Origin of the sequence: Brenneria uluponensis (assembly GCF_032395385.1) — a bacterium.
GTDB lineage: Bacteria > Pseudomonadota > Gammaproteobacteria > Enterobacterales > Enterobacteriaceae > Prodigiosinella > Prodigiosinella aquatilis.
Genome location: NZ_CP135917.1, coordinates 3,634,560 through 3,657,658, shown reverse-complemented (window position 1 = coordinate 3,657,658; position 23,099 = coordinate 3,634,560). Strand labels below are relative to the sequence as shown.

General features: G+C 48.2%; 20 protein-coding genes and 1 pseudogene. 8 read left to right on the top strand and 13 right to left on the bottom strand.

Annotated features, from left to right (window positions below; translation table 11 throughout):
- Positions 1-139: 139 nt before the first annotated feature.
- The gene (mgtA, locus tag RS889_RS17030; protein ID WP_315711093.1) at positions 140-2,848 is read right to left on the bottom strand and encodes a magnesium-translocating P-type ATPase; all 2,709 of its coding nucleotides are present in this window, start codon (positions 2,846-2,848) and stop codon (positions 140-142) included.
- A gap of 517 nt (positions 2,849-3,365) precedes the next feature.
- On the opposite strand from mgtA, the gene nrdR reads away from it, so the two are divergent.
- From nrdR to pgpA, 6 genes and pseudogenes are all read left to right on the top strand, one after another.
- Positions 3,366-3,815, top strand: a complete 450-nt coding sequence (gene nrdR, locus RS889_RS17025) for a transcriptional regulator NrdR (protein ID WP_021014953.1) — start codon at positions 3,366-3,368, stop codon at positions 3,813-3,815.
- Between the two features lie 56 nt (positions 3,816-3,871).
- A complete protein-coding gene (gene ribD / locus RS889_RS17020) occupies positions 3,872-4,987 on the top strand; it encodes a bifunctional diaminohydroxyphosphoribosylaminopyrimidine deaminase/5-amino-6-(5-phosphoribosylamino)uracil reductase RibD (protein ID WP_315708099.1) in 1,116 nt (371 codons plus the stop codon).
- Positions 4,988-5,109: 122 nt separating this feature from the next.
- Complete coding sequence (ribH, locus tag RS889_RS17015) at positions 5,110-5,586, top strand: 6,7-dimethyl-8-ribityllumazine synthase (RefSeq protein ID WP_021014955.1); 477 nt, start codon at positions 5,110-5,112, stop codon at positions 5,584-5,586.
- A gap of 29 nt (positions 5,587-5,615) precedes the next feature.
- Entirely contained in the window at positions 5,616-6,035 is a 420-nt protein-coding gene (gene nusB, locus RS889_RS17010; protein ID WP_021014956.1) for a transcription antitermination factor NusB, read from the top strand.
- Positions 6,036-6,094: 59 nt separating this feature from the next.
- Complete coding sequence (gene thiL, locus RS889_RS17005) at positions 6,095-7,069, top strand: thiamine-phosphate kinase (RefSeq protein WP_315708098.1); 975 nt, start codon at positions 6,095-6,097, stop codon at positions 7,067-7,069.
- A pseudogene (pgpA, locus tag RS889_RS17000) lies at positions 7,050-7,555 on the top strand (phosphatidylglycerophosphatase A). Before thiL ends, pgpA begins: the two are co-directional and overlap by 20 nt.
- Positions 7,556-7,722: 167 nt before the next feature.
- Here pgpA and dxs read toward each other — a convergent pair.
- From dxs to xseB, 3 genes are read right to left on the bottom strand one after another with little or no spacing between them, the layout of a single operon-like run.
- On the bottom strand, positions 7,723-9,585 hold the full coding sequence (gene dxs / locus RS889_RS16995) for a 1-deoxy-D-xylulose-5-phosphate synthase (RefSeq protein ID WP_315708097.1): 1,863 nt from the start codon (positions 9,583-9,585) through the stop codon (positions 7,723-7,725).
- Between the two features lie 33 nt (positions 9,586-9,618).
- Positions 9,619-10,530 (bottom strand): (2E,6E)-farnesyl diphosphate synthase, encoded by a 912-nt coding sequence (gene ispA / locus RS889_RS16990; RefSeq protein WP_315708096.1) that lies wholly within the window; start codon positions 10,528-10,530, stop codon positions 9,619-9,621.
- Entirely contained in the window at positions 10,527-10,775 is a 249-nt protein-coding gene (gene xseB / locus RS889_RS16985; protein WP_021014960.1) for an exodeoxyribonuclease VII small subunit, read from the bottom strand. The genes ispA and xseB overlap by 4 nt, the downstream gene beginning before the upstream one ends.
- A gap of 249 nt (positions 10,776-11,024) precedes the next feature.
- Here xseB and thiI point away from each other — a divergent pair, with 249 nt between their 5' ends.
- Positions 11,025-12,473, top strand: a complete 1,449-nt coding sequence (thiI, locus tag RS889_RS16980; protein WP_021014961.1) for a tRNA uracil 4-sulfurtransferase ThiI — start codon at positions 11,025-11,027, stop codon at positions 12,471-12,473.
- A 94-nt stretch (positions 12,474-12,567) separates the two neighbouring features.
- Here the strand turns inward: thiI and yajL are convergent, their stop codons facing one another.
- Entirely contained in the window at positions 12,568-13,158 is a 591-nt protein-coding gene (gene yajL / locus RS889_RS16975) for a protein deglycase YajL (protein ID WP_315708095.1), read from the bottom strand.
- Positions 13,121-14,029: a 2-dehydropantoate 2-reductase gene (gene panE / locus RS889_RS16970; protein WP_021014963.1), complete on the bottom strand. Its 909-nt coding sequence runs from the start codon at positions 14,027-14,029 to the stop codon at positions 13,121-13,123. Before panE ends, yajL begins: the two co-directional genes overlap by 38 nt.
- Positions 14,030-14,236: 207 nt before the next feature.
- On the opposite strand from panE, the gene RS889_RS16965 reads away from it, so the two are divergent.
- On the top strand, positions 14,237-14,728 hold the full coding sequence (locus RS889_RS16965; RefSeq protein WP_021014964.1) for a YajQ family cyclic di-GMP-binding protein: 492 nt from the start codon (positions 14,237-14,239) through the stop codon (positions 14,726-14,728).
- Positions 14,729-14,848: 120 nt separating this feature from the next.
- On the opposite strand, the gene RS889_RS16960 is transcribed toward RS889_RS16965, so the two are convergent.
- The 7 genes from RS889_RS16960 to ampG form a co-directional block, all read right to left on the bottom strand.
- Complete coding sequence (locus RS889_RS16960) at positions 14,849-16,213, bottom strand: MFS transporter (protein ID WP_315708094.1); 1,365 nt, start codon at positions 16,211-16,213, stop codon at positions 14,849-14,851.
- Between the two features lie 154 nt (positions 16,214-16,367).
- The gene (gene cyoE, locus RS889_RS16955; protein ID WP_315711091.1) at positions 16,368-17,258 is read right to left on the bottom strand and encodes a heme o synthase; all 891 of its coding nucleotides are present in this window, start codon (positions 17,256-17,258) and stop codon (positions 16,368-16,370) included.
- 14 nt (positions 17,259-17,272) lie between these two features.
- The gene (locus tag RS889_RS16950; protein ID WP_290182053.1) at positions 17,273-17,605 is read right to left on the bottom strand and encodes a cytochrome o ubiquinol oxidase subunit IV; all 333 of its coding nucleotides are present in this window, start codon (positions 17,603-17,605) and stop codon (positions 17,273-17,275) included.
- Positions 17,605-18,219 carry a cytochrome o ubiquinol oxidase subunit III gene (locus RS889_RS16945; RefSeq protein WP_290182054.1) on the bottom strand — a complete coding sequence of 205 codons (615 nt, stop codon included), beginning with the start codon at positions 18,217-18,219 and terminating at the stop codon, positions 17,605-17,607. Before RS889_RS16945 ends, RS889_RS16950 begins: the two co-directional genes overlap by 1 nt.
- Positions 18,209-20,200 carry a cytochrome o ubiquinol oxidase subunit I gene (cyoB, locus tag RS889_RS16940; protein ID WP_021014969.1) on the bottom strand — a complete coding sequence of 664 codons (1,992 nt, stop codon included), beginning with the start codon at positions 20,198-20,200 and terminating at the stop codon, positions 18,209-18,211. The genes RS889_RS16945 and cyoB overlap by 11 nt, the downstream gene beginning before the upstream one ends.
- Positions 20,201-20,219: 19 nt before the next feature.
- Complete coding sequence (gene cyoA / locus RS889_RS16935; protein WP_315708093.1) at positions 20,220-21,167, bottom strand: cytochrome o ubiquinol oxidase subunit II; 948 nt, start codon at positions 21,165-21,167, stop codon at positions 20,220-20,222.
- 420 nt (positions 21,168-21,587) lie between these two features.
- Positions 21,588-23,054 (bottom strand): muropeptide MFS transporter AmpG, encoded by a 1,467-nt coding sequence (gene ampG / locus RS889_RS16930; protein WP_315708092.1) that lies wholly within the window; start codon positions 23,052-23,054, stop codon positions 21,588-21,590.
- Between the last annotated feature and the right edge of the window lie 45 nt (positions 23,055-23,099).

The window sequence follows — 23,099 nt, the reverse complement described above, 5'->3', positions numbered from 1 at the left end:
CAATGTAGAGGTGATTTAATCTCCGCTATAGTGACTGACAACTTTCAGGGAAAGATAGGTGGAGAATGCTGAATTGTAGTGAAAAATAGAAATACAGCGGGACGCTGCCCGCTGTATCGGAGGAATAGAAGCAGAGGTATCACTGCCAGCCATAGCGACGGGCAAAGAAGCCTTTCATTGCCTGCGTCAACAACATATAGCTACCCAGAATCGCGATCAGCCACGGGAAGTAGCTGAGGGGCAGCGCCTGCAATTGCAAGAAGCCATCCAATGGTGAGAAGGTAAGTCCAATACCCGTTCCTATGATCAATAGCGTCATCACTGCCAGTGGCCATGCCGGGCGACTTTGGATAAAGGGAATCCGGCGGGTACGAATCATATGCACAATCAGCGTCTGCGACAATAGGCCTTCAATAAACCAGCCAGACTGGAACAGCGTCTGTAGTTCCGGTGTATTGGCATGAAAAACCCACCACATAAGCGCAAATGTCAGCACATCAAAAATCGAACTGATGGGACCGAAGAACACCATGAAACGCCCCAGATCTCTGGCGTTCCAGCGTTGTGGCTGTCGGAGTTGCTCTTCATCCACATTGTCAAACGGGATGGCAATCTGCGAAATATCGTACATCAGATTCTGAATCAGCAAATGCAACGGCAACATTGGCAGGAACGGTAAAAAAGCACTGGCAATTAACACGCTGAAAACATTGCCAAAATTAGAACTGGCAGTCATTTTGATATATTTCAGCATGTTGGCAAACGTGCGACGTCCTTCAATCACGCCTTGTTCCAGCACCATAAGGCTTTTTTCCAGCAGGATGATATCTGCGGCTTCACGGGCGATATCCACTGCCGAATCAACGGAGATACCGATGTCTGCGGCACGTAGAGCTGGAGCATCATTGATACCGTCGCCCATGAAGCCCACCACATGTCCTTCAGACCGTAGCAGCCTCACAATCCGTTCTTTGTGTAGCGGCGTTAAACGAGCAAACAGTGTCGTGGTGAGTGCTTTTGTGGCCAATTGTTTGTCGTTGAGCGCATCAATATCGCTGCCGATGAGACTGCCTTCGAGTTCAATACCAACTTCCCGACAGATTTTGGCTGCTACCAGTTCGCTGTCGCCGGTAAGGATCTTGACCGTTACACCGTTATCTTTCAGCGCTTTCAGTGCCGGCGCGGTGCTTTCTTTCGGCGGATCAAGAAAGGCGATGTAGCCTTCCAGAATTAAATCGGACTCATCTACACGGCTATAATCCTGGCGGTCAGCTGTCATCATTTTGCTGGCGACGGCCACCACACGCAGCCCCTGGCGGTTGAGATCGTCAGTCAACTGGCGGATTTGTGTCAGCAACTGATCATCTAATGTCAGCAACTGTTCGCCTCGCCGTACCTGTGAGCAGGCGCTGAGCATCTCTTCCAGCGCCCCTTTGCAGATCAGCAAATGTCCACTGTGGTTCTCACTCACTACTACCGACATACGACGACGTTCAAAGTCGAACGGTATTTCATCCACTTTCCGCCAGCGAGACAGGGTAGAATGCTGTTGATCGGGTGGCATAACGTCCAGTACCGCCTGGTCCAGCAGATTTCGTAATCCGGTCTGGTAGGCGCTGTTGAGCCAGGCACGATGCAGTACCTGCTGACTGGCGCGGCCAAACGCATCGGTATGACACTCCAGTACAATTTTATCCTGTGTCAGCGTGCCGGTTTTATCCGTGCATAAAATATCCATGGCGCCAAAGTTCTGGATTGCATCCAGGCGTTTGACGATCACTTTTTGATGCGACAGTTTCACTGCGCCTTTGGCTAGCGTCGAGGTGACGATCATCGGCAGCATTTCTGGTGTCAGACCTACGGCAACAGAGAGTGAAAACAAGGCGGCTTCCCACCAGTCACCTTTGGTATAGCCGTTGATCACCAACACTACTGGCGTCATCACCAGCATGAAACGGATCAATAGCCAACTGACCCGGCTGATACCCCGCTGGAAGGCATTTTCCTCTCCGGGTTGATGAACTATGCGGCTAGCTAACTGGCCAAACCAGGTATTGGCCCCAGAGCCGATCACGATAGCTAACGCGGTACCACTCACCACATTGGTGCCCATAAAACAGAGCGTATCGCATTCCAGTGCAGCTACACCGTTCTGTTGCCGGGACTGTGCCACTTTCTCTACCGGGATGGATTCACCCGTCAGCGAAGCCTGACTGATAAACAGATCGCGTGCTTGCAGCACCCGCAAGTCCGCCGGGATCATATCCCCGGCTGCGAGTTTGACGATATCACCGGGGACCAACTGAACCAGTGGAATATCCTGATAGTCGCTGTAGCCGGTCTGCGCATCGCTGCGTAGTACCGTCACTTTGTTGCTGACCATCGCTTTCAGGGCGTCAGCCGCTTTACCTGAACGTGCCTCTTGAATGAAGTGCAACAGGGTGGAGATTAACACCATCAGGGCAATCACCAACGCGGCGGTGATATCTTCCGTGGCGTAGGAAACCATCCCTAGCAGTGTTAGCAGCAGGTTAAACGGGTTGCGGTAGCAATGCCACAGATGGATCCACCAAGGCGCGGGTTGCTCTCCGGGGATACGGTTTTCGCCGTGTGTTTCTCTGGCCTGCACTACTTCGACGGGCAGTAGCCCTTCTGGATGACTGGCAAATTCCTGATATAGCGCGACTTCACTTAGTCTGGAAAGACGTAGGCAGCGTTCGGCCATGGTATCTGCCATCGCGTGAGTGGCAGTCAGGTGCCCATCTGGCAGCGGATCGCGCTGGAACAGGCGGCGTGGTAAATGACGGCTGAGCTGTGCCAACAGCTGCCGTGTGAGACGAATAAACAACATAAAAATCTCCCTGCCGCAGTATCAGAGATACCACGACTAAAACGACACGTGGCGGCGATACACCAGCGTGCAGTTCATTGTTTTCAGCAGGGACGAACGAAGACGTCACTGCCTTGCCTGTTACCGGCAAGGCAGCAAAAAAGCTGGCTTACCGGTGGATGACTCTGTTTTCCGGGTGAGGATTAGGGTCTGGTCCCATTAGGGGTTCTCCGGTTATTGAACATGCGCAGACGATAGGGCAAGTCTGCGGTATTACAGGTGGGTCTAATCGCTATCGGCAGCTTTCATTAAACTGGCGCATAGGACGACCACATCGCGGGGCTACTTTAGCTGATGTAGCCTCAATAAAGCTTAAACCGTTACTCTTTCGTATAATTAACACGAATTTTTTACAGTTTGTCGCGGGGTCGGTCAAATGCGTGTGTTTCACTCGCGGACTCGTGTCGGGATTTTGGTCACGCGGGGAATTCAGGGTAAACTATATCCATGTTGATGGTTATGGTCGGGAAATCTTATGCATTGCCCATTTTGTTCTGCTGTTGATACCAAAGTTATTGATTCCCGTTTGGTTGGGGAAGGTTCTCAGGTCCGCCGTCGCCGACAGTGCCTGGTATGTAACGAACGTTTTACGACTTTTGAGGTAGCCGAACTGGTGATGCCCCGGGTAATCAAGAGTAATGATGTCCGTGAACCTTTCAACGAAGATAAACTGCGTAGCGGAATGCTAAAGGCGTTGGAAAAACGGCCCGTCAGTTCTGATGACGTTGAAATGGCCATTAGTCATATCAAATCTCAACTCCGGGCTACTGGCGAACGGGAAGTTACTGCCAAGATGGTGGGAAATCTGGTGATGGATGCATTGAAAAAGTTAGATAAAGTCGCATACATCCGTTTTGCCTCGGTATATCGTAGTTTTGAAGATATCCGCGAATTTGGTGAAGAAATTGCCCGTTTGCAAGACTAATCCGCTACTTTCAGAAGAATAAAACTGTTTTTCTTCACGCAAAAAGGACTCGCAGGATGGCTATACAGTCTGATGAATTTTATATGGCTCACGCATTGGCGCTGGCGCGGCGTGGTCGCTTTACGACGATGCCGAATCCGAATGTGGGATGCGTCATTGTGCGTGATGGACAAATTGTCGGCGAAGGTTATCACCATAAAACCGGTGAGCCTCATGCAGAGATCCATGCTTTGCGGATGTCGGGAAAGCAGGCCAACGGTGCAACGGTGTATGTAACGCTGGAATCGTGCAGCCATCATGGTCGTACACCGCCTTGCGCTGATGCATTAATTGAGGCAGGAGTGGCAAGAGTTGTTGCGGCAATGCAGGATCCCAACCCCGAGGTGGCAGGGCGCGGTTTGTATCGTTTGCAGCAGGCCGGTATCGATGTTACCCACGGTGTCATGATGGCGGAAGCCGAAAAGCTTAATCGGGGGTTTCTCAAGCGGATGCGTACCGGATTCCCCTATGTACAGTTAAAAATGGCGGCTTCGCTGGATGGACGTACGGCAATGGCCTCCGGTGAAAGCCAGTGGATTACATCACCGCAGGCACGGCAGGATGTGCAGCGGTTTCGGGCACAGAGTGCCGCTATTCTGAGTAGTAGCGCTACTGTGCTGGCTGATGACCCTTCACTTACCGTACGTTGGTCGGAATTGGATGCGGATACGCAACGTGTCTATCCGCAAGATCAACTGCGTCAGCCCGTGAGGATTATTGTCGATAGCCAACTACGGGTGAAACCACAGCATCGTATTATCCATCAGCCGGGTATGACCTGGCTGGCGCGTCCCCAGCGGGATCAACAGCCGTGGCCGGATACGGTTGAACAGCTTTTGGTTCCGCAACAAGGTGATGGTAGCGATTTGGTGGCATTAATGATGCTGCTGGGAAAGCGTCAGATTAACTCGGTGTGGGTGGAGGCTGGTGCTCGCTTTGCCGGGGCGTTACTACAAGCAAATGTGGTGGATGAGTTGATTATCTACATGGCACCCAGACTGCTTGGGGATTTGGCTCGTCCGCTGTGTGTGTTGCCGGGACTGGAGACGTTGGCGCGGGCACCTGAATTCTCAATGACAGATGTCCGATTGGTGGGGCCGGACCTGCGGATTATCCTGAAGCCACAGTACTGAACACCCAGAGTAATAACCGGTGTCAGGCGACTCTCCTGGTCCGACAAAAGCGGATACGCCGACCAAAAGAATATGATAGAATCCGCCCCCCTGCGGGGTAATAAAACAGTCAAAGGAAAGCTATGAACGTTATTGAAGGTGTTGTTGCTACTCCTAATGCCCGTGTGGCGATTGCTATTGCCCGCTTTAACCATTTTATCAATGATAGCCTGCTGGAAGGTGCTATCGATGCACTGAAACGCATTGGCCAGGTTAAAGATGAGAACATTACCGTCGTTTGGGTCCCAGGTGCTTATGAATTGCCGCTGGCAGTCCGTGCGCTGACCAAAAGTACTGAGAATGGTGGGTACGATGCCGTAGTTGCTCTGGGAACGGTTATCCGTGGTGGTACTGCGCATTTTGAATTGGTCGCCGGCGAGTGTAGCTCTGGTTTGTCTCATGTCGCCATGAGTAGTGATATTCCGGTCGCTTTCGGGGTATTGACGACAGAAAGTATTGAGCAGGCCATTGAGCGTGCGGGTACCAAAGCGGGTAATAAAGGGGCGGAAGCAGCCCTGACCGCGCTTGAAATGATTAATGTATTAAACGCTATCAAGTAAGCCTGATTTATTAAGTTAAGGGGAATTCCGTGAAACCTGCTGCTCGTCGCCGTGCTCGTGAATGTGCGGTTCAAGCGCTTTATTCTTGGCAGTTATCAAAGAACGATATTGCCGATATTGAACTACAATTTTTGAGCGAGCAGGATGTCAAAGATGTCGACATCACCTATTTTCGTGAACTCCTGTCAGGGGTTGCCAGTCAGGCTGATAAGCTTGATGCCTTGATGGTTCCTTATCTGTCCCGTCAATTGGGAGAATTAGGTCAGGTGGAAAAAGCCATTCTGCGTTTGGCGCTGTTCGAATTGAGCAAGCGCGAGGATGTGCCCTATAAAGTGGCAATTAATGAAGCCATTGAACTGGCCAAGACTTTCGGTGCAGAAGATAGTCATAAATTTGTGAATGGTGTGCTGGATAAAGCTGCTCCTCACATACGTAAAGGCAGAAAATAAGATAACCAAGGCCGGTTTACCGGCCTTGGTTTTTTTAGATTCACCAGTCTGGAAGGGTTATGGTTGAAGGTGAGTTTGAGATTATTGCCCGTTATTTTGATCGGGTAAGAACTTCACGTCGGGATGTCGAACTGGGGATCGGTGATGATTGTGCTTTGTTAACAGTCGCTGACAAGCAACTGCTGGCGATAAGTACCGATACACTGGTTTCCGGGATTCATTTCCTGCCTGATATTGATCCCGCTGATCTGGCTTATAAATCCCTGGCGGTTAACCTGAGCGATTTGGCTGCCATGGGCGCTGATCCTGCCTGGTTGTCGCTGGCATTAACATTGCCGGAAATCGATCACGCGTGGTTGACGGCCTATAGTGACAGTCTGTTTGAGCAGTTGGATTACTATGGCATGCAGTTAATCGGTGGTGATACGACTCGCGGCCCGCTGAGTATGACACTGACTATCCATGGCCTGGTTCCGGTCGGACGCGCATTGACACGTAGCAAGGCTCGTATTGGCGACTGGATTTACGTCACTGGCACACTGGGGGACAGTGCGGCTGGTCTGGCGATTTTGCAGAATCAATGGGAAGTTGCTGATCCTGAAGCACATCAGATGCTGATTCAACGCCACTTACGGCCACATCCGCGGATTTTACAAGGGCAGGCGCTGCGCGATCTGGCCAGTGCGGTTATCGATCTTTCCGATGGATTGGTATCCGATATACAGCATATTTTGAAAGCAAGTGGATGTGGTGCGCGAATCAACCTTGATGCATTACCTTATTCTGATGCCTTGCTGGCACACGCGGATCCATCCTGGGCAATGAACCTGGCGCTCAGTGGTGGTGAGGATTATGAGTTGTGTTTTACCGTTCCGGAGCTTAATCGTGGTGCCCTGGATGTGGCCCTGGGCCATCTGGGGGCTCGCTATACCTGTATCGGGCAGATTGGTCCTTCTTCTGAAGGGTTACGTTTTTTTCAGCATGATAAACCCCTTGAACTGAATCTGAAGGGCTATGACCATTTTGGCTCATGATAAGAAAAGCGCTTCAATTGCCAAAAACCGTTTGCGCATCGTAATCCATTGCATTTTCTGGCAACGGGTTTTGGCAGCGACTTGTCACCCTGGATGCCTGGAACAGTAGGATCTCTGGCCTCGATTCCCGTGTGGTATCTGATGTCGTTCCTGTCCTGACAACTTTACGTGCTGCTGGTGATGTGTAGTATCTGTGTCGGTGTTTACCTTTGTCATCAGACGGCAAAAGACATGGGTATCCACGATCATGGCAGCATTGTCTGGGATGAGTTTGTCGGCATGTGGATCACGCTGATGGCGATTCCAAACAGAAACTGAGGCTGGATTGCTATAGGATTTGTTGTTTTTCGCTGTCTTGATATCTGGAAACCTTGGCCAATTCGCTGGTTTGACCGAAATGTTCATGGTGGCGCAGGTATTATGGTGGATGACATCGTCGCTGGCGCGATATCAACCGGGATTATTTATTTGGCTGGCCATTATTAGCCGCTGTGAACTTTTTTAAACATGAATACCGGTCAGTGAAGCAATCGGGATAGTCGATACGGAGTGGATACCTTTTCCTTAGGATCTCACTCCGTATTTTTGTGGCAATCGTTCTAAGTGAACACTATCAGGGACGCGTCACTACTTCCTTGTTTTTTATCAGCCCGTTATGCCAGCCATTGCGTTATCTGGTGCTCAATACCTGCTGCATCCAGACCTAGATCGGACCGAATCTCTCCCTGTACCCCTTGAGGAATAAAACGATCCGGTAATCCGATGTTCAGCACCGGGACCAACAGTCGTTTTGACATCAGGAATTCATTCACGCCACTGCCGGCTCCGCCCATAATGGCGTTCTCTTCCAGCGTTACCAGTGCTTGATGAGTGCTCGCCAATGTCTCAACCAATGCTTCATCCAGCGGTTTGACAAATCGCATATCCACTAGCGTAGCGTTCAACGTTTCAGCTACTGTCCTCGCCTCTGGCAGCAATGTCCCGAAGTTTAGTATGGCAATTTTCTCACCTTGGCGACGGATGGCACCTTTACCGATGGGTAATGCCTGCAACGGCATGAGTTCGGCATCGATCCCACAGCCTCTGGGATAACGTACTGCCGTTGGGCCCTTTTGGTAATGGTAACCAGTGTAAAGCATCTGACGGCATTCGTTTTCATCGCTGGGAGCCATGATTATCATGTTGGGAATACAACGCAGGAAGGACAGGTCGAAAGCACCCTGGTGAGTCTGCCCGTCAGCACCGACAATGCCACCACGATCGATGGCAAACAGTACTGGCAGATTCTGGATGGCGACATCGTGAATCACTTGATCGTAGGCGCGTTGCAAGAACGTTGAATAAATAGCTACAACAGGTTTATAACCACCAATTGCCAGACCGGCGGCAAAGGTAACGGCATGTTGCTCAGCGATCGCAACATCAAAATACTGTTGCGGATAGTCGCGGGAAAATTGCACCATCCCTGACCCTTCGCGCATGGCAGGAGTGACAGCCATTAGTGTACTGTCTTGTGCGGCTGTTTCAGACAACCACTGACCAAAAATCTTGGAGTAGGTCGGCAGGCTTTCCTTGCTTTTAGGCAGAGTACCACTGGCCGGGTCAAATTTTGGCACTGCGTGCCAACTAATGGGGTCTTGTTCGGCAGGTGCGTAACCTTTGCCTTTCTTGGTCATGATATGCAGTAGTTGCGGGCCTTTCAGACTACGCATATTTTTCAGTGTTTGCGCAAGCGCCTGAACATCATGACCGTCAACCGGGCCAATATAATTAAAACCCAGTTCTTCAAACAAGGTTCCGGGCACTACCATACCTTTCAGATGTTCTTCAGTCCGTTTCATCAATTCTTTGATGGGTGGTAATCCCGAAAGGACTTTTTTGCCGCCTTCACGCAGGGTGGAATAAAGCTTCCCAGACAGCAGTTGAGCGAGGTGATTATTCAATGCACCGACATTTTCTGAAATCGACATCTCGTTATCATTTAGAACCACCAGCATATCAGGCTTGATATCGCCTGCATGATTCATGGCTTCAAATGCCATTCCTGCTGTAATGGCACCATCACCGATAACACAAACGGTACGTCGTCCCATACCTTCACGTTCGGCCGCCACGGCCATACCCAGCCCGGCACTGATGGACGTGGATGAGTGTCCCACGCTGAGTACATCGTATTCGCTCTCTTCGCGCCAGGGAAACGGATGTAGACCGTCTTTTTGACGGATAGTGGATATACGATCACGGCGTCCGGTTAGAATTTTGTGCGGATAAGCCTGATGGCCCACATCCCACACCAGATGATCGAAAGGGGTGTTATAGACATAATGCAATGCGACCGTTAACTCAACTGTACCCAAACCGGAGGCAAAGTGACCACTCGAACGACTAACGCTATCTAGCAAATATTGCCGTAGTTCGTCACATAGTTTTGGCAGGCTTTCTTTTGGCAGCAGACGCAATTCTTCTGGAGTTTCCACTAACGCCAGCGTGGGATATTTCGCTATATCAAAGCTCATCGGATGCCCATTAAGGAGTTACTTGTATTGGTGTTATTTATCGCGTTCAACGATGTAATTCGCTAAGGCTTGCAGTGGTGTTACGACTAATGGAATATCACTGGAAGCCACCAAATCATTCAGCGCGGCTAAAGATTCCTGGTAAAGATCTCGAGCTTTGGCTTTCGCGTTCTCCAGACCCAATAAGCCGGGGTAGGTACTTTTCCCCAATTGTTGATCGGCTCCCTGACGTTTCCCCGTCGTGGTGCTATCACCAATGACATCCAGTATGTCATCCTGAACCTGAAAAGCCAGCCCGATAGCATTGGCGTAGCGATCGAGATAAGGTAAGGCATCCCGTCCACGCTCGCCAGCCGCAAGTGCGCCTAATCGTACGGAGGCTCGAATCAATGCGCCGGTCTTGTGGCGATGGATCTGTTCGAGCGAGGACAAATCCACCTGATGCCCTTCCGCAGCAAGATCCAGCGCCTGACCACCACACATTCCGCTGACGCCACTGGCCTGAGCCAGTTCAGATAACATTGCCAACCGGTCACGGTCACTGACATGCAGCATAGGCGCATCAGCCAGTATAGAGAACGCCAGCGTCTGCAATGCGTCTCCTGCCAGAATGGCGCTGGCCTCGCCAAATTTCATGTGGCAGGTAGGTTGTCCTCGGCGCAGGTCGTCATTATCCATCGCGGGCAGATCGTCGTGAATGAGTGAATAGGCATGAATACATTCAACCGCTGCCGCTGGCGCATCAAGGCTTTCTGTGGCTAATCCAAAAAGGTGTCCGGTAGTATAAACCAGAAACGGACGCAGCCGTTTCCCTCCGAGAAGCGTGCCATAAGTTATGGTGTCTACCAATGGACTACTCTGAAAAGGTAGTGCTGAAATAAAGCAGCTCAAGGCAGCATTACTGCGCTGGTAGAGAACATTCAGCTGCGTATCGAAATCTGTCATAGCGTCTCATTATCCGGAGTGAAAGACGTTAATGCTGCTTCCGGGTCATCATTTAATAGAATCTGCACACGTTGTTCAGCCTGTTGAAGTTTTTGTTGACCCTGACGCGCCAGTTGAATGCCATGCTCAAATTCATTCAGCGCGTCTTCCAGCGGTAATTCGCCAGATTCCAGACGCGTTACGATTTGCTCCAGTTCACTGAGTGAACTTTCAAAGCTGACGGGTTGTTCAGTTTTTTTCGGCATAGTCGGTTTCAGACTCCTGTTTATACGCGTCTGGCTGTGAGGACGCCACTCAATTATCAGCGTACCAGCTTGCAATATCGCTGCAATTATACGCTTAAAGCACGCAGCCATCCGCAATATGGTGATATACTCCGCGCTTTAGATGCTATTGGTAAACCATCATATAAACGGCTGGTTTTACCGATAACGCGATTTTAGCGCTCAGGGTAAATTTATTTACGCCTTTCAGACCAAGTAACGAAAGCCACCATGAAGTTTATCATTAAATTGTTCCCAGAAATTACCATCAAAAGCCCATCTGTGCGGTTACGCTTTATTAAAATTCTCACCAGTAATATTCGTAACGTTTTAAAGTCCCATGATGAAACACTGGCGGTTGTCCGTCACTGGGATCATATTGAAGTTCGAGCACAAGATGAACTTCAGCACGATAGCATATGTGATGCGCTGACTCGAATTCCTGGCATTCACCATATTCTTGAAGTTGAAGATCGTGACTATACGGATATGCACCATATTTTTGAACAAACACTGGCAATGTATCGGGAACAGTTGGAAGGGAAAACCTTTTGTGTCCGAGTCAAGCGGCGTGGTAAGCATGATTTCAGCTCTCAGGATGTAGAGCGTTATGTTGGTGGTGGCTTGAACCAGCATATCGAAAGTGCACGTGTCAATCTGACTGCTCCACAGGTGACGGTGCATCTGGAAATCGAGCAGGATCGCCTGCTGTTGATTAAAGGGCGCCATGAAGGTATCGGCGGTTTCCCGATTGGTACCCAGGAGGATGTGTTATCTCTGATTTCTGGCGGTTTTGATTCCGGTGTGTCGAGTTATATGCTGATGCGTCGTGGTTGCCGTGTCCATTACTGCTTTTTTAATTTAGGCGGAGCGGCACATGAAATCGGTGTGAAGCAGGTTGCTCATTATCTCTGGAATCGTTTTGGCAGTTCACACCGGGTTCGTTTTGTCGCTATTGATTTTGAACCAGTGGTGGGAGAAATTCTGGAGAACGTCGATGATGGCCAGATGGGTGTCGTCCTGAAGCGCATGATGGTTCGTGCGGCGTCGAGAGTTGCCGAGCGTTATGGTGTGGAAGCACTGGTTACCGGCGAAGCACTGGGGCAAGTTTCCAGCCAGACATTGACCAATCTACGCTTGATCGATAATGCTTCCGATACATTGGTTTTACGTCCACTGATTTCTCATGATAAAGAACACATTATCAAGCTGGCGCGCGAGCTGGGCACTGAAGATTTTGCCAAGACCATGCCGGAATATTGTGGTGTGATTTCCAAGAGCCCGACGGTAAAAGCGGTAAAAGCAAAAATTGAGCATGAAGAAGCTCATTTTGACTTTTCCATTCTGGACCGAGTGGTTAGCGAAGCCCGCAATATTGATATCCGTGAGATTGCAGAGCAAACCCGTCAGGAAGTCGTTGAAGTGGAAACCGTGGCGGGCTTCGTCGCCAATGATGTTTTGCTGGATATCCGCTCGCCTGATGAGCAGGAAGAGAAACCGTTGTCGCTGGATCAGGTAACGATTAAGTGTTTGCCTTTCTATAAGCTGGCGACCCAATTTGGCGATTTGGACCAAAGCAAAACCTATTTGCTTTATTGTGCGCGTGGTGTGATGAGTCGATTACAGGCGCTTTATCTGCGTGAACAGGGCTTTAGTAATGTGAAAGTTTATCGTCCCTGAGGAAAACACTGGCACACCTGAGGTTGGTGATAATGTGCACATGGCGGCGGCGATAATGGCGCGATTGTAAAGGCGCAGGCGCGCCTTTTTGCATTCAGTCTTGATAGTTATAAATTCCCGACGGCAATATCAATTGTGCCGCCACTTCCGCTGCTTTCTTTTTTCCCAATAGTAGATCAATCAACTTTAGTGCGAAGTCCATGCTGGTACCTGGTCCTTGGCTGGTCAGTAGATTGACACGAGGATCGAAAACCACGCGTTTATCCACCCATTTATCTATGCCGATTTGCGCTTTCAGGGTCGGATATCCGGTCATGTTCCCCATCGGGAAGATCTGGTGATATTCCAATACCACTGCAGGAGAAGCGCAGATTGCTGCGATAATTTTTCCTTCCTGGTGTGTCTGACGAATTCGTTCAATCAGTAACGGATTATCACGGAAGCATTCTGCACCCTGCATCCCTCCCGGAAGAACAATAGCATCGAATTCCTGGTCGACGACAGCAGCCAGCGGCGCATCCGCTACCAGTCTGACACCACGGGAACAGATAATTTCAAGATGACCATCACTCACCACACTGGCGGTGACCACCCGTATACCAGCCCTTATCAATAGATCGATAGTGGTGACAGCTTCCGTTTCCTCGCTACCAGGTGCCAGACATACCAGTACCGATGCGCTCATAGTCACTTTCCTCTCGCTTAATATATTCGAACAAACGGCTATTTTCCGGCAATGACAATCCATGAACGCGAGCGCGCTTCAACAGATAACCCGTGATGTAATCAATTTCAGTGTGTTTTTGTGCCAATACGTCTTGTAGCATGGAGGATGTATTGTCTGCCGTATTCTGAATAATCTGGTTTATATAGAGTAGCAGGCTTTCGGTTGAAGTATGGAATCCTTCACGTTCCATCACCAGTGCAATTTCTTGACAAAGAGATTGTAGTAATTGTGGGTAGGCCCGTAATTCACCATTGGTACAGTGGTGTACGACAGTAAGCGGGTTGATGACACAGTTTGCCGCCAGTTTCAGCCAGCAGGTAACGGTAATATTGTTATGCCAGGCAACATCTGGCAGGGCATGGTGCAGTATTTCTGCAAAGTGGCTTTGCGTATCAACGCCATTTATTGAACCAATATGTGTTATCCCAGCGGCCATATGTACAACGGTGGTGGGATCGCGGCGTGCGGCGTGGGTTGTCACACCAAGCAATACAGGTTGCTTAAGCGTCGGCAGCTCTTCACGGGCACCCATGCCATTATGCAACAGCAGAATAGTACAGTTGGGATCAAGCCGTGAGATTAGGCTGGTCACAGCATCAGAAACTTGCCATGCCTTGAGTGTTACCAGCAATAATTCGCTTTGTGCCAGATGTTCAACATCGTTTGCAGTCAGATTCAGATTACAGTGTTGCCCATTCAGCATCATGACATTCACTGGACAAAACGGTTGTGGGATACGTAACCATCCCTGTACGTCATGGCCCTGCCGATGTAAAGCTGCGAGCCATAGTTGTCCGATTGCACCGCAACCAAGAACGGTAATTTTCATGCATATCTCCCTTTATAAAGGCGGGAACTCTCGTTCTTGTTTAGGCCTATAATAGGCTGTTCCCCTTACCAGTAGCCTAGAACAGACTAATAAGCTGTGATTGTAGAATAAAGTCTAACCACAATAATCCTCGTGTTGCCTCGCATTTTGTTTATGAGATGGGAACGGTTATTATGCTCGGCAGCGATTTTGTCAGGAGAGAAAATTATGCCATCTTTCGATATAGTTTCGGAAATTGATATGCAGGAAACGCGCAACGCTGTAGAAAATGCCACACGTGAACTCGGTACCCGTTGGGATTTTCGTAATATTCCTGCCAGCTTTGATCTAAATGAGAAAGCACAAACGATCAAGATCACTAGTGAGTCTGATTTTCAGGTAAAACAGTTGGTAGACATTTTGCGGGAGAAACTGTCCAAACGCGGGATCGACGGTGGCGCACTGGAAATCCCAGAGGAAATGGAACGTAGCGGCAAGACGTATAGTGTTGAGGCAAAACTGAAACAAGGTATTGAAACGGCGTTGGCGAAAAAACTCGTCAAGCTGATCAAGGACAGCAAGCTTAAAGTACAGGCGCAAATTCAGGGTGAGCAAGTTAGGATAACAGGCAAATCCCGTGATGATTTGCAAAGTGTTATTACGTTGGTGCGTGGTGCTGAATTAGGGCAACCGTTTCAATTCAGTAATTTCCGTGATTAGTAATAAAAGACCCGAGCGATAATGCCTGTCCGTTGAGAAAAACATACCTGGGGGAACATCATGTTCGACGTTCCCCCGAGAGCTCAACGTAATGATTTCCATGACAACACTACGGCGTTATCAGCATTGACTCAGCAACTGTTCCAGTTTTTGCCTACTGGTTTTTTTATTATCGATTTTTACATAGGCACTGTACTCGTCCGGAACGATGACGACATCGGCAACGCCAGGAGCCGTACGTAGTTTCTGAGCCAGCGCATTATCCTGTAGGGCAAGATCCGATAAGGTAAGTCTTAAGCTGCTGAGATACGGTGGCTCTTGCATAGTGAAACTCACTAGTAGCCATGCTATACCCACTACGGCCCCTGCACCAAACACCAGCGGTGCACCGTGCAAATCAAACAGAGCCCCACCCAGACTTCCGCCGATGGCAACGCCAATAAACTGTGTTGTGGAGTAAACGCCCATCGCCGTACCTTTATAACTGGCAGGAGACTCTTTACTGATCAACGATGGTAGTAATGCTTCCATGACATTAAAGCCCAGGAAGAATAACTGAATCCCGAAAATGATGTACCACAGACGATGGCCCGAAATGAATAACACCAGCTCAGCGGTAATAAGTATCAGGATACAAATGATAAATACCTGTTTCATGCGACGCTTGACTTCGGCATAAATGACGATGGGAATGATTGCAGCAAAGGCAATAAGCATGGTTCCCAGGTAGACTTTCCAGTGATTCTGCGGTGCTAAACCAGCCTGTTCCATTATTCGAGGTAATGCGACAAAACTCGACATCAGCAGAATATGCAAACACATAATACCGGCATTCAGTTTCAGCAGGCGGCTATTCGTCAATACTTTGCTGAAGTTGCCACGGACAATAGCGGATTCTCGATTAAGAATATGCGTTGACGAGGTGGGAATTAATATCAATGTGATGATAATCGCCAGACCGGATAATACTGCAATCCCCCAGAATAGGGCATGTAGCCCCAGAACGTGCGTCACGATAGGACCAATAACCATCGCAATGGCGAAAGTAATGCCAAAGCTGATACCAATAAAAGCCATTGCTTTTGTTCGGTTTTGTTCACGTGTCAAATCAGAAAGCAGCGCCATCACCGCCGCAGAGATAGCCCCGGAACCTTGCATTGCACGGCCGAGAATAATTCCCCATATTGAACTGCTGAGAGCTGCGACAACACTCCCCAGAGCAAATACAAGCAATCCACCAACAATCAGTGGTTTTCGGCCAATACGATCTGACATAAGGCCCAACGGGATTTGAAATATTGCCTGCATCAGGCCATAAATTCCGATCGCAATACCAATAAGAGATTCATTGGCACCCTGCAAGGCCATACCGTAGGTGGTCAAAACCGGAAGAACCATGAACATGCCAAGCATGCGCAGAGAAAATACTGCGCCAAGTCCCCATGTCGCACGCAATTCTGTAGGTGTCATTCTATTGTCGTTCATTAATACCTCTAGCTATCAGTCAGCGCTATTTTAGTTCGCTAAGCGTCAACCCGTAAACGACAGCTTTGTTAACTGATATGTGATTGGTTATGACGGCAGGAGAGTGTAAAAAAACAGACGAGCATTCTCGTCTGTTATAGTGTGGAATGGTTGATCAGTGCAGGTAGGTGAGTAATGCTTCTTGTGCCGGAGCGATGGAGTCTACGGACATCATGATGCTTAATGAAGTAATCGCCACAATAGAGAACACAAATAATTTTCGCGCCCATACCCGGTCATTAGTGGGTTTTTTATAACCGGAAAGTGCCATTCCCAGCCACCACACGCTGACAGCCGCAGCAACAATTAAATACTTATAACCTGCATAACCGCCGATAGACAGCATCAGCGTGGCAATCATGAATGCCAGAATGTAGAGCGTGATATGATTTTTAGCGACCGAGATACCTTTTACCACCGGTAACACGGGGATATTGGCTGCCTGATAATCTTTAAAACGGAAAATAGCTATGGCATAGGAATGTGGCATCTGCCAAAGACTGAAAATCAGTAACAGGATAAAGGCGCCCGCATCAAACTGATTACTGACTGCACAATAACCAATTACCGGAGGCGCAGCCCCGGATAAACTGCCAACCAATGTGCCGTAGACAGAATGCCGTTTCATATAAAGACTATATATGCCGACATAAACCACAAAACCCATCACTGCCAACCACATGGCCAGCGGATTTGCTGCGATGTACAGTAATGCAAAACCAGCAATACCTAACAGAGACGCGTAAACCAGAGTTACCTTCAGTGGAATAAGTCCCTTAACCAGCACTCTGTTCTTGGTTCTCTCCATTTTTTTGTCGATGTCACGATCGATTACGTTGTTAAAGACACAACCTGATGCGACAACCAGTGACACACCAATCAGCGTCGCAGCAAACAAGGGATAATCAATGACTCCCTTGGCTGCCAGTAAAAAACCGCCAATAACAGAAATTAGATTACCAAAAATAATTCCTGGTTTGGTGACCTGCAGGTATTGCTTAATCATCATTTACGGCTCTGTTACTGAAGCATCATGTTGTAGTGTGTGCTCCACATGATCCATATGGAACCCGTTACCACAATTCCGATAATCAGGACGGTGAAGACAAGTGCTACCACATTCCAGCGTCCTTCTGAAGACGTGTTCAGATGCAGGAAATACACTAAATGCACCAGGATCTGAATTATCGCGCAACCTACTACGGTAAGAATAACGGTACTATTGGACGCTGAGCCAGTCATCACCATGGAGAAGGGAATGACAGTGAGGATAATCGATAATATAAAACCTGTCAGATACGATTTTACGCTGCCGTGACTGGCGCCTGCCTGATCGTATGTTGAATGACTCATTACATCGCCCCCATCAGGTAAACAACGGTGAAGACACAAATCCATACCACGTCAAGGAAGTGCCAGAACAGGCTGAGACACATCAGCCGTGTTTGATTTGTAGCAGTAAGACCACGGCGAGATACCTGAATCATCATGATAATGATCCAAATCAGACCGGACGTCACATGAATACCGTGAGTTCCCACCAGTGCAAAGAAGGCAGACAGGAAGGCACTGCGATCCGGGCCAAATCCTTCGGCAATCAGGTGATGGAATTCGTAAACTTCCATCATGATAAACACGAGACCGCACAGAAACGTCAGTGCTAGCCAGGTGGTCACCTGTGATTTTTTGCCCTTGTTCATGGCAACGATAGCCATGCCGTAAGTAATACTACTGAAAAGCAACGCGAAGGTTTCAACCAGAACAAAGGGCAGCTCGAAAATATCTTTTCCTGTTGGGCCACCCGCTACGCCATTCACCAGTACTGAATACGTTGCGAACAGACACGCAAACAAAATACAGTCGCTCATCAGGTAGATCCAGAAGCCGAATACTTTGGTCGCTCCTGTATCATGATGCCCATGCTCAACATGGGCTGCATTATGGTTAGTCAGAGTTTCAGTGGACATTTTTCGCGCCTGCCTTGCTGATTTGATCGAAATGCTGATTCTCGATGTGCTCAATTTCTTTAACTGGAACGTAGTAATCAACATCCTCGTTAAAGCTATGTATGATCCAGGTCGAAATCATGCCGACGAAACAGATAATCGCCATCCACCAGATATCCCATATCATGGCGAAACCAAACACCAGGCCAAACGCTGCGATGATTACCCCTGCACCAGTGTTTTTAGGCATATGAATTTCTTCATATTTAGCTGGTTTACGATAAGCATCACCTTTCTCTTTGATTTCCCAAAAGGCATCGCGTTCATTAACGTGTGGAACAATGGCAAAGTTATAAAACGGCGGTGGAGAGGATGTCGACCATTCCAGTGTACGTGCATCCCATGGGTCACCCGTCAGATCGCGGTTCAGATGGCGATCACGGATGCTAACAGTGAACTGGATTATCTGGCATAAAATACCGAGTGCAATTAATCCGGCACCAGCTGATGCCACTACCAGCAGCGGATGGAATTCCGGGTTGATGTGTTGACTCAGACGACGGGTCATTCCCATGAAACCTAATGCATATAGCGGCATAAAGGCGACAAAGAAACCAATGATCCAGAACCAAAAAGCACGTTTACCCCAGGTTTCGTTCAATGTGAAACCGAAGGCTTTCGGGAACCAATACGTGATACCTGCGAAGCAGCCAAATACCACACCACCAATGATCACGTTGTGAAAATGAGCAATCAGGAACAGGCTGTTATGCAACACAAAATTGGCACCGGGAACCGCCAGCAGTACACCTGTCATGCCGCCAATAGTGAAGGTGATAATGAAACCGATAGTCCACAACATTGAAGAGTGAGGCTGGATGCGTCCCTGATACATGGTAAACAACCAGTTAAATATTTTAACCCCGGTTGGGATCGAAATAATCATGGTCGCTATGCCGAAGAAAGCATTGACGTTTGCACCGGATCCCATTGTAAAGAAGTGGTGCAACCAGACAATGAAAGACAAAATGGTAATGGCAATTGTTGCCCAAACCAGGGAAGTATACCCAAACAGACGTTTTTTACAGAATGTCGCTACTACCTCGGAATAAACACCAAATACCGGCAGTATCAGAATGTAAACCTCTGGATGACCCCACGCCCATATCAGGTTGATGTACATCATCATATTGCCACCCATATCGTTAGTGAAGAAATGGGTGCCAAGGTAACGATCAAGCGTCAGTAATGCGATAGTAACCGTCAGGATCGGAAACGCAGCAATGATCAATATGTTGGTACACAATGCTGTCCAAGTGAAAACCGGCATTTTCATCAGGCTCATGCCTGGTGCGCGCATTTTCATAATCGTGGCGAAGAAGTTCACCCCGGTCAGTGTGGTACCTATACCGGATATCTGTAGACTCCATATCCAGTAGTCGACACCTACGCCAGGACTGTACTCCTTACCTGAAAGGGGAGGGTAGGCTACCCAGCCAGTTTGTGCGAACTCGCCAACCCCGAGTGAAATGTTAACCAGAATCACACCAGCCACAAAAAACCAGAAACTGAGCGAGTTCAGGAAGGGGAAGGCTACGTCACGGGCACCGATTTGCAGCGGAACGGCAAGGTTCATCAAACCCACGACGAAAGGCGTTGCCACGAAGAAAATCATGATAACGCCGTGTGCGGTAAAAATCTGGTCATAGTGGTGAGGCGGCAGGAACCCGGCTTCACCAGCAGAGGCCAGTGTCTGCTGAGTACGCATCATGATGGCATCAGCAAAACCGCGCAGCATCATGACAAAAGCGACAATAATGTACATTATGCCGATTTTTTTGTGGTCAACAGAGGTAAACCATTCCGACCACAGCCATTTCCATTTACCGAAATAGGTGATAGCGGACAACAGCGCTAATCCACCCAGAATGATCGCTGCGACGGTGACCATGACGATTGGTTCATGGTATGGAATCGCATCAAGAGTTAATTTTCCGAACATCGTATTATCCCTCGGTTCCTCAATGAGAGGAGTGCTCGCTCATGTTCATGTTTTCATGGTGTGGCGTGTCATCTTTTTTAGATGCGCTTTCATCATGGTGTTGCATGATCATGTCGTTGCCAGTGAATTTTTTGATGATCTGACGGAACAGATCCGGTTGTACTTGCGAGAAGTATTCCACTGGATGGTACTCGCTCGGCTGCGCCAGTTTGTCAAACTCATCCATATTACTCAGTGTATGGGATGATTTACGGACGTTATCGACCCATTGATCAAATGCTTCTCGGGTAGGTGTGGCGATAGCGGTAAATTTCATTCCAGAAAATCCTTTTCCGCTATAACTGCCTGAAATTCCTTTATACTTCCCAGGTTCATTTGCGATCAAATGTAACTTTGTCTGCATCCCAGCCATCGAGTAGATCTGTCCGCCAAGACGAGGAATAAAGAAGGAATTCATCACTGAATCCGACGTAATCCTAAACGAAACAGGTACGTTTGTCGGGAAAGCGAGTTCGTTTACACTGGCGATACCCAATTCGGGGTAAATGAACAGCCACTTCCAGTCAAGGGAAACGACTTGGACAGTGATAGGTTTGATATCAGAATCCAGTGGCTTGTATGGATCAAGCGAATGGGTTGTCTTCCAGGTAATGGTAGCCAGGATCACAACAATGATAATTGGCACTGTCCAGACTACGGCTTCGATTTTATTGGAGTGGGACCAGTTTGGCGTATATTTCGCCTTCTCATTGGACGCACGGAACTTCCAGGCAAAAGTGATCGTCATAACGATCACGGGGATAACGACGATCAACATTAAGCCAAGGGCTGTCAGTATCAACGAACGTTGCTCTAAGCCGATCTGTCCTTTGGGGTTCATTAGTGCCATATCACAACCACTAAGTAGTAAAGTAGTTGCAAATAAAGACAACATCCCAAAAATTTTATTGTATTTCTTGAGTCTCATCTAGCGACCTCAATTACAAGGGCTCTATTGTCATTTACGCGAGCGGGCATTTTACGGGAAGGTTGCCGTACTGTAAACATTATTAAGGGTATGTCGCCCTTTTGTTGCTAAAATTTGCTCTGTTTGTCACATATGCAACCTATTATGAAAAATTATTTTAAAAACAGTAAGTAACATATTTTAAAAGAAAATATGGATTCATGCTAAAAAATACAATTGACTCTGTGGATTAATTTTGCAGATGTAATGCATAACACTGAATGGTGTACCGTCATAATAAAAAAATAGTTGAAATAATTACTACAGCAGCAAAATTAAATTTTTTCTTCTTTTATCCTGACAGGGAAAAAATAATTCAACGAAGTGATTAAATACTCATCGGTGCTTTATTTCCATGTTTTATCGATGCAGTAAACAAGTTTACAAACGGCGTAACGATAGGTAATCCAGTAGGCCGCCTAGAAGAATACCGGATATTGCCAATGTCATTCCCAGTAGCAACATGCCATCAAAGACGCTAGTGGTGTGAAACCACGCCAGTCGATGAAGTATCCATAAGGCCGCGCCACCCACCACGACTACACAACCGATGAAAAACATCCTTACCGCAGCAGTATAAAATTTAGGATACGAATCCCGTGGCATGAAGGTGTCATTTATTTGTGTATATTCAAGGGTGCGTCGGCATAACAGTAGCAGTAGTAATCCAGGAATAGAGATAAAAATAGAGAACAGATAAAACCATCCCCAGCCATAATATTCGACAAACCACCCTGATATTGGACCGACATATACACGTCCTATCGCTGAAATCGCTGATAGTAACGCGAATTGTGTTGCGGAAAATGACTTGTTACAAAGTGTCATCAGTAAGGCTACAAATGCCGCCGTCCCCATACCACCACAAATATTTTCCAGAAAAACGGCACTGGCCATCGTTAGCATATGCCGCTCAGTGATCGCGAGAAACCAGTATCCGGCATTGGACACCGCCTGAAGAATGCCAAATATCATTAAAGCTCTGAATAGAGACCAACGCTGCATCAGCAGGCCACCGTAGAGTGCGCCTACGATGGTGGCAAACAGCCCCAGCGTTTTGTTCACTAGTCCGACATCACCTGGATTGAAACCCACACCACGAATGAGAAATGTGGTGCTGAGACTGGCAGCAAAAGCGTCGCCGAGCTTGTACAGAACGATCAATATCAACACGAGCCAGGCATTATTACGGCCAAAAAAGTCTTTCAATGGTGCAACAATCGCCTGTTCCATATTGTGTGGTGCTGGCTTATTGTCTGGTTCAGGGGCGAATACGGTAGCGATAACACAAAGCAGCATTAATCCAGCCATGAGCCAGTAGGTAAGATGCCATCCTAAAAATCGGTCGGCTACCCATAATGCCAGACCTCCCGATACCAACATGGCCAAACGATAGCCCAATACGGATATTGCTGCGCCACTACCCCGTTCCTGGGCGGGTAACAGATCCGTTTTGTAAGCGTCGAAAACAATATCTTGCGAGGCCGAACAGAAGGCGACGAAAATGGCCAATGTGGCAAGCAACCATAAATCGCTTGATGGTGTGAGCATGCCCATGTACGCAATGGAAACTACCAGAGCAAGTTGAGTTAGTAGAAGCCACCCTCGACGGCGTCCGGCAAAAGGTGGCGTGTAACGATCCATCAACGGGGACCAGAGAAACTTAAAAACGTAGGCTTGACCGACCAGTGAAAAAAAACCTATCGTTTTCAGATCGATATTTTCCACTGTCATCCATGCCTGAAGCGTACCCGACGTTAATGCCAGTGGTAGTCCGGAAGCGAATCCCAACACCAGCAGAAAAATGGCATTACGTTGACTTAACAGTGCGAAAATACGACTTAACATGAGAGATCCTTTCCCTTGTCCTGAACGGTTTTATCAGGACAAGGG

What these genes read in the sequence shown, in the direction of transcription:
- nrdR (WP_021014953.1), top strand. Translation starts at nt 3,366, where the DNA reads ATGCATTGCCCATTTTGTTCTGCTGTTGATACCAAAGTTATTGATTCC.
- RS889_RS16950 (WP_290182053.1), bottom strand. Translation starts at nt 17,605, where the DNA reads ATGAGTCATTCAACATACGATCAGGCAGGCGCCAGTCACGGCAGCGTA.
- RS889_RS16945 (WP_290182054.1), bottom strand. Translation starts at nt 18,219, where the DNA reads ATGTCCACTGAAACTCTGACTAACCATAATGCAGCCCATGTTGAGCAT.
- cyoE (WP_315711091.1), bottom strand. Translation starts at nt 17,258, where the DNA reads ATGATTAAGCAATACCTGCAGGTCACCAAACCAGGAATTATTTTTGGT.
- ribH (WP_021014955.1), top strand. Translation starts at nt 5,110, where the DNA reads ATGAACGTTATTGAAGGTGTTGTTGCTACTCCTAATGCCCGTGTGGCG.
- thiL (WP_315708098.1), top strand. Translation starts at nt 6,095, where the DNA reads ATGGTTGAAGGTGAGTTTGAGATTATTGCCCGTTATTTTGATCGGGTA.
- ispA (WP_315708096.1), bottom strand. Translation starts at nt 10,530, where the DNA reads ATGACAGATTTCGATACGCAGCTGAATGTTCTCTACCAGCGCAGTAAT.
- cyoA (WP_315708093.1), bottom strand. Translation starts at nt 21,167, where the DNA reads ATGAGACTCAAGAAATACAATAAAATTTTTGGGATGTTGTCTTTATTT.
- thiI (WP_021014961.1), top strand. Translation starts at nt 11,025, where the DNA reads ATGAAGTTTATCATTAAATTGTTCCCAGAAATTACCATCAAAAGCCCA.
- RS889_RS16965 (WP_021014964.1), top strand. Translation starts at nt 14,237, where the DNA reads ATGCCATCTTTCGATATAGTTTCGGAAATTGATATGCAGGAAACGCGC.
- xseB (WP_021014960.1), bottom strand. Translation starts at nt 10,775, where the DNA reads ATGCCGAAAAAAACTGAACAACCCGTCAGCTTTGAAAGTTCACTCAGT.
- ampG (WP_315708092.1), bottom strand. Translation starts at nt 23,054, where the DNA reads ATGTTAAGTCGTATTTTCGCACTGTTAAGTCAACGTAATGCCATTTTT.
- ribD (WP_315708099.1), top strand. Translation starts at nt 3,872, where the DNA reads ATGGCTATACAGTCTGATGAATTTTATATGGCTCACGCATTGGCGCTG.
- yajL (WP_315708095.1), bottom strand. Translation starts at nt 13,158, where the DNA reads ATGAGCGCATCGGTACTGGTATGTCTGGCACCTGGTAGCGAGGAAACG.
- cyoB (WP_021014969.1), bottom strand. Translation starts at nt 20,200, where the DNA reads ATGTTCGGAAAATTAACTCTTGATGCGATTCCATACCATGAACCAATC.
- dxs (WP_315708097.1), bottom strand. Translation starts at nt 9,585, where the DNA reads ATGAGCTTTGATATAGCGAAATATCCCACGCTGGCGTTAGTGGAAACT.
- RS889_RS16960 (WP_315708094.1), bottom strand. Translation starts at nt 16,213, where the DNA reads ATGAACGACAATAGAATGACACCTACAGAATTGCGTGCGACATGGGGA.
- panE (WP_021014963.1), bottom strand. Translation starts at nt 14,029, where the DNA reads ATGAAAATTACCGTTCTTGGTTGCGGTGCAATCGGACAACTATGGCTC.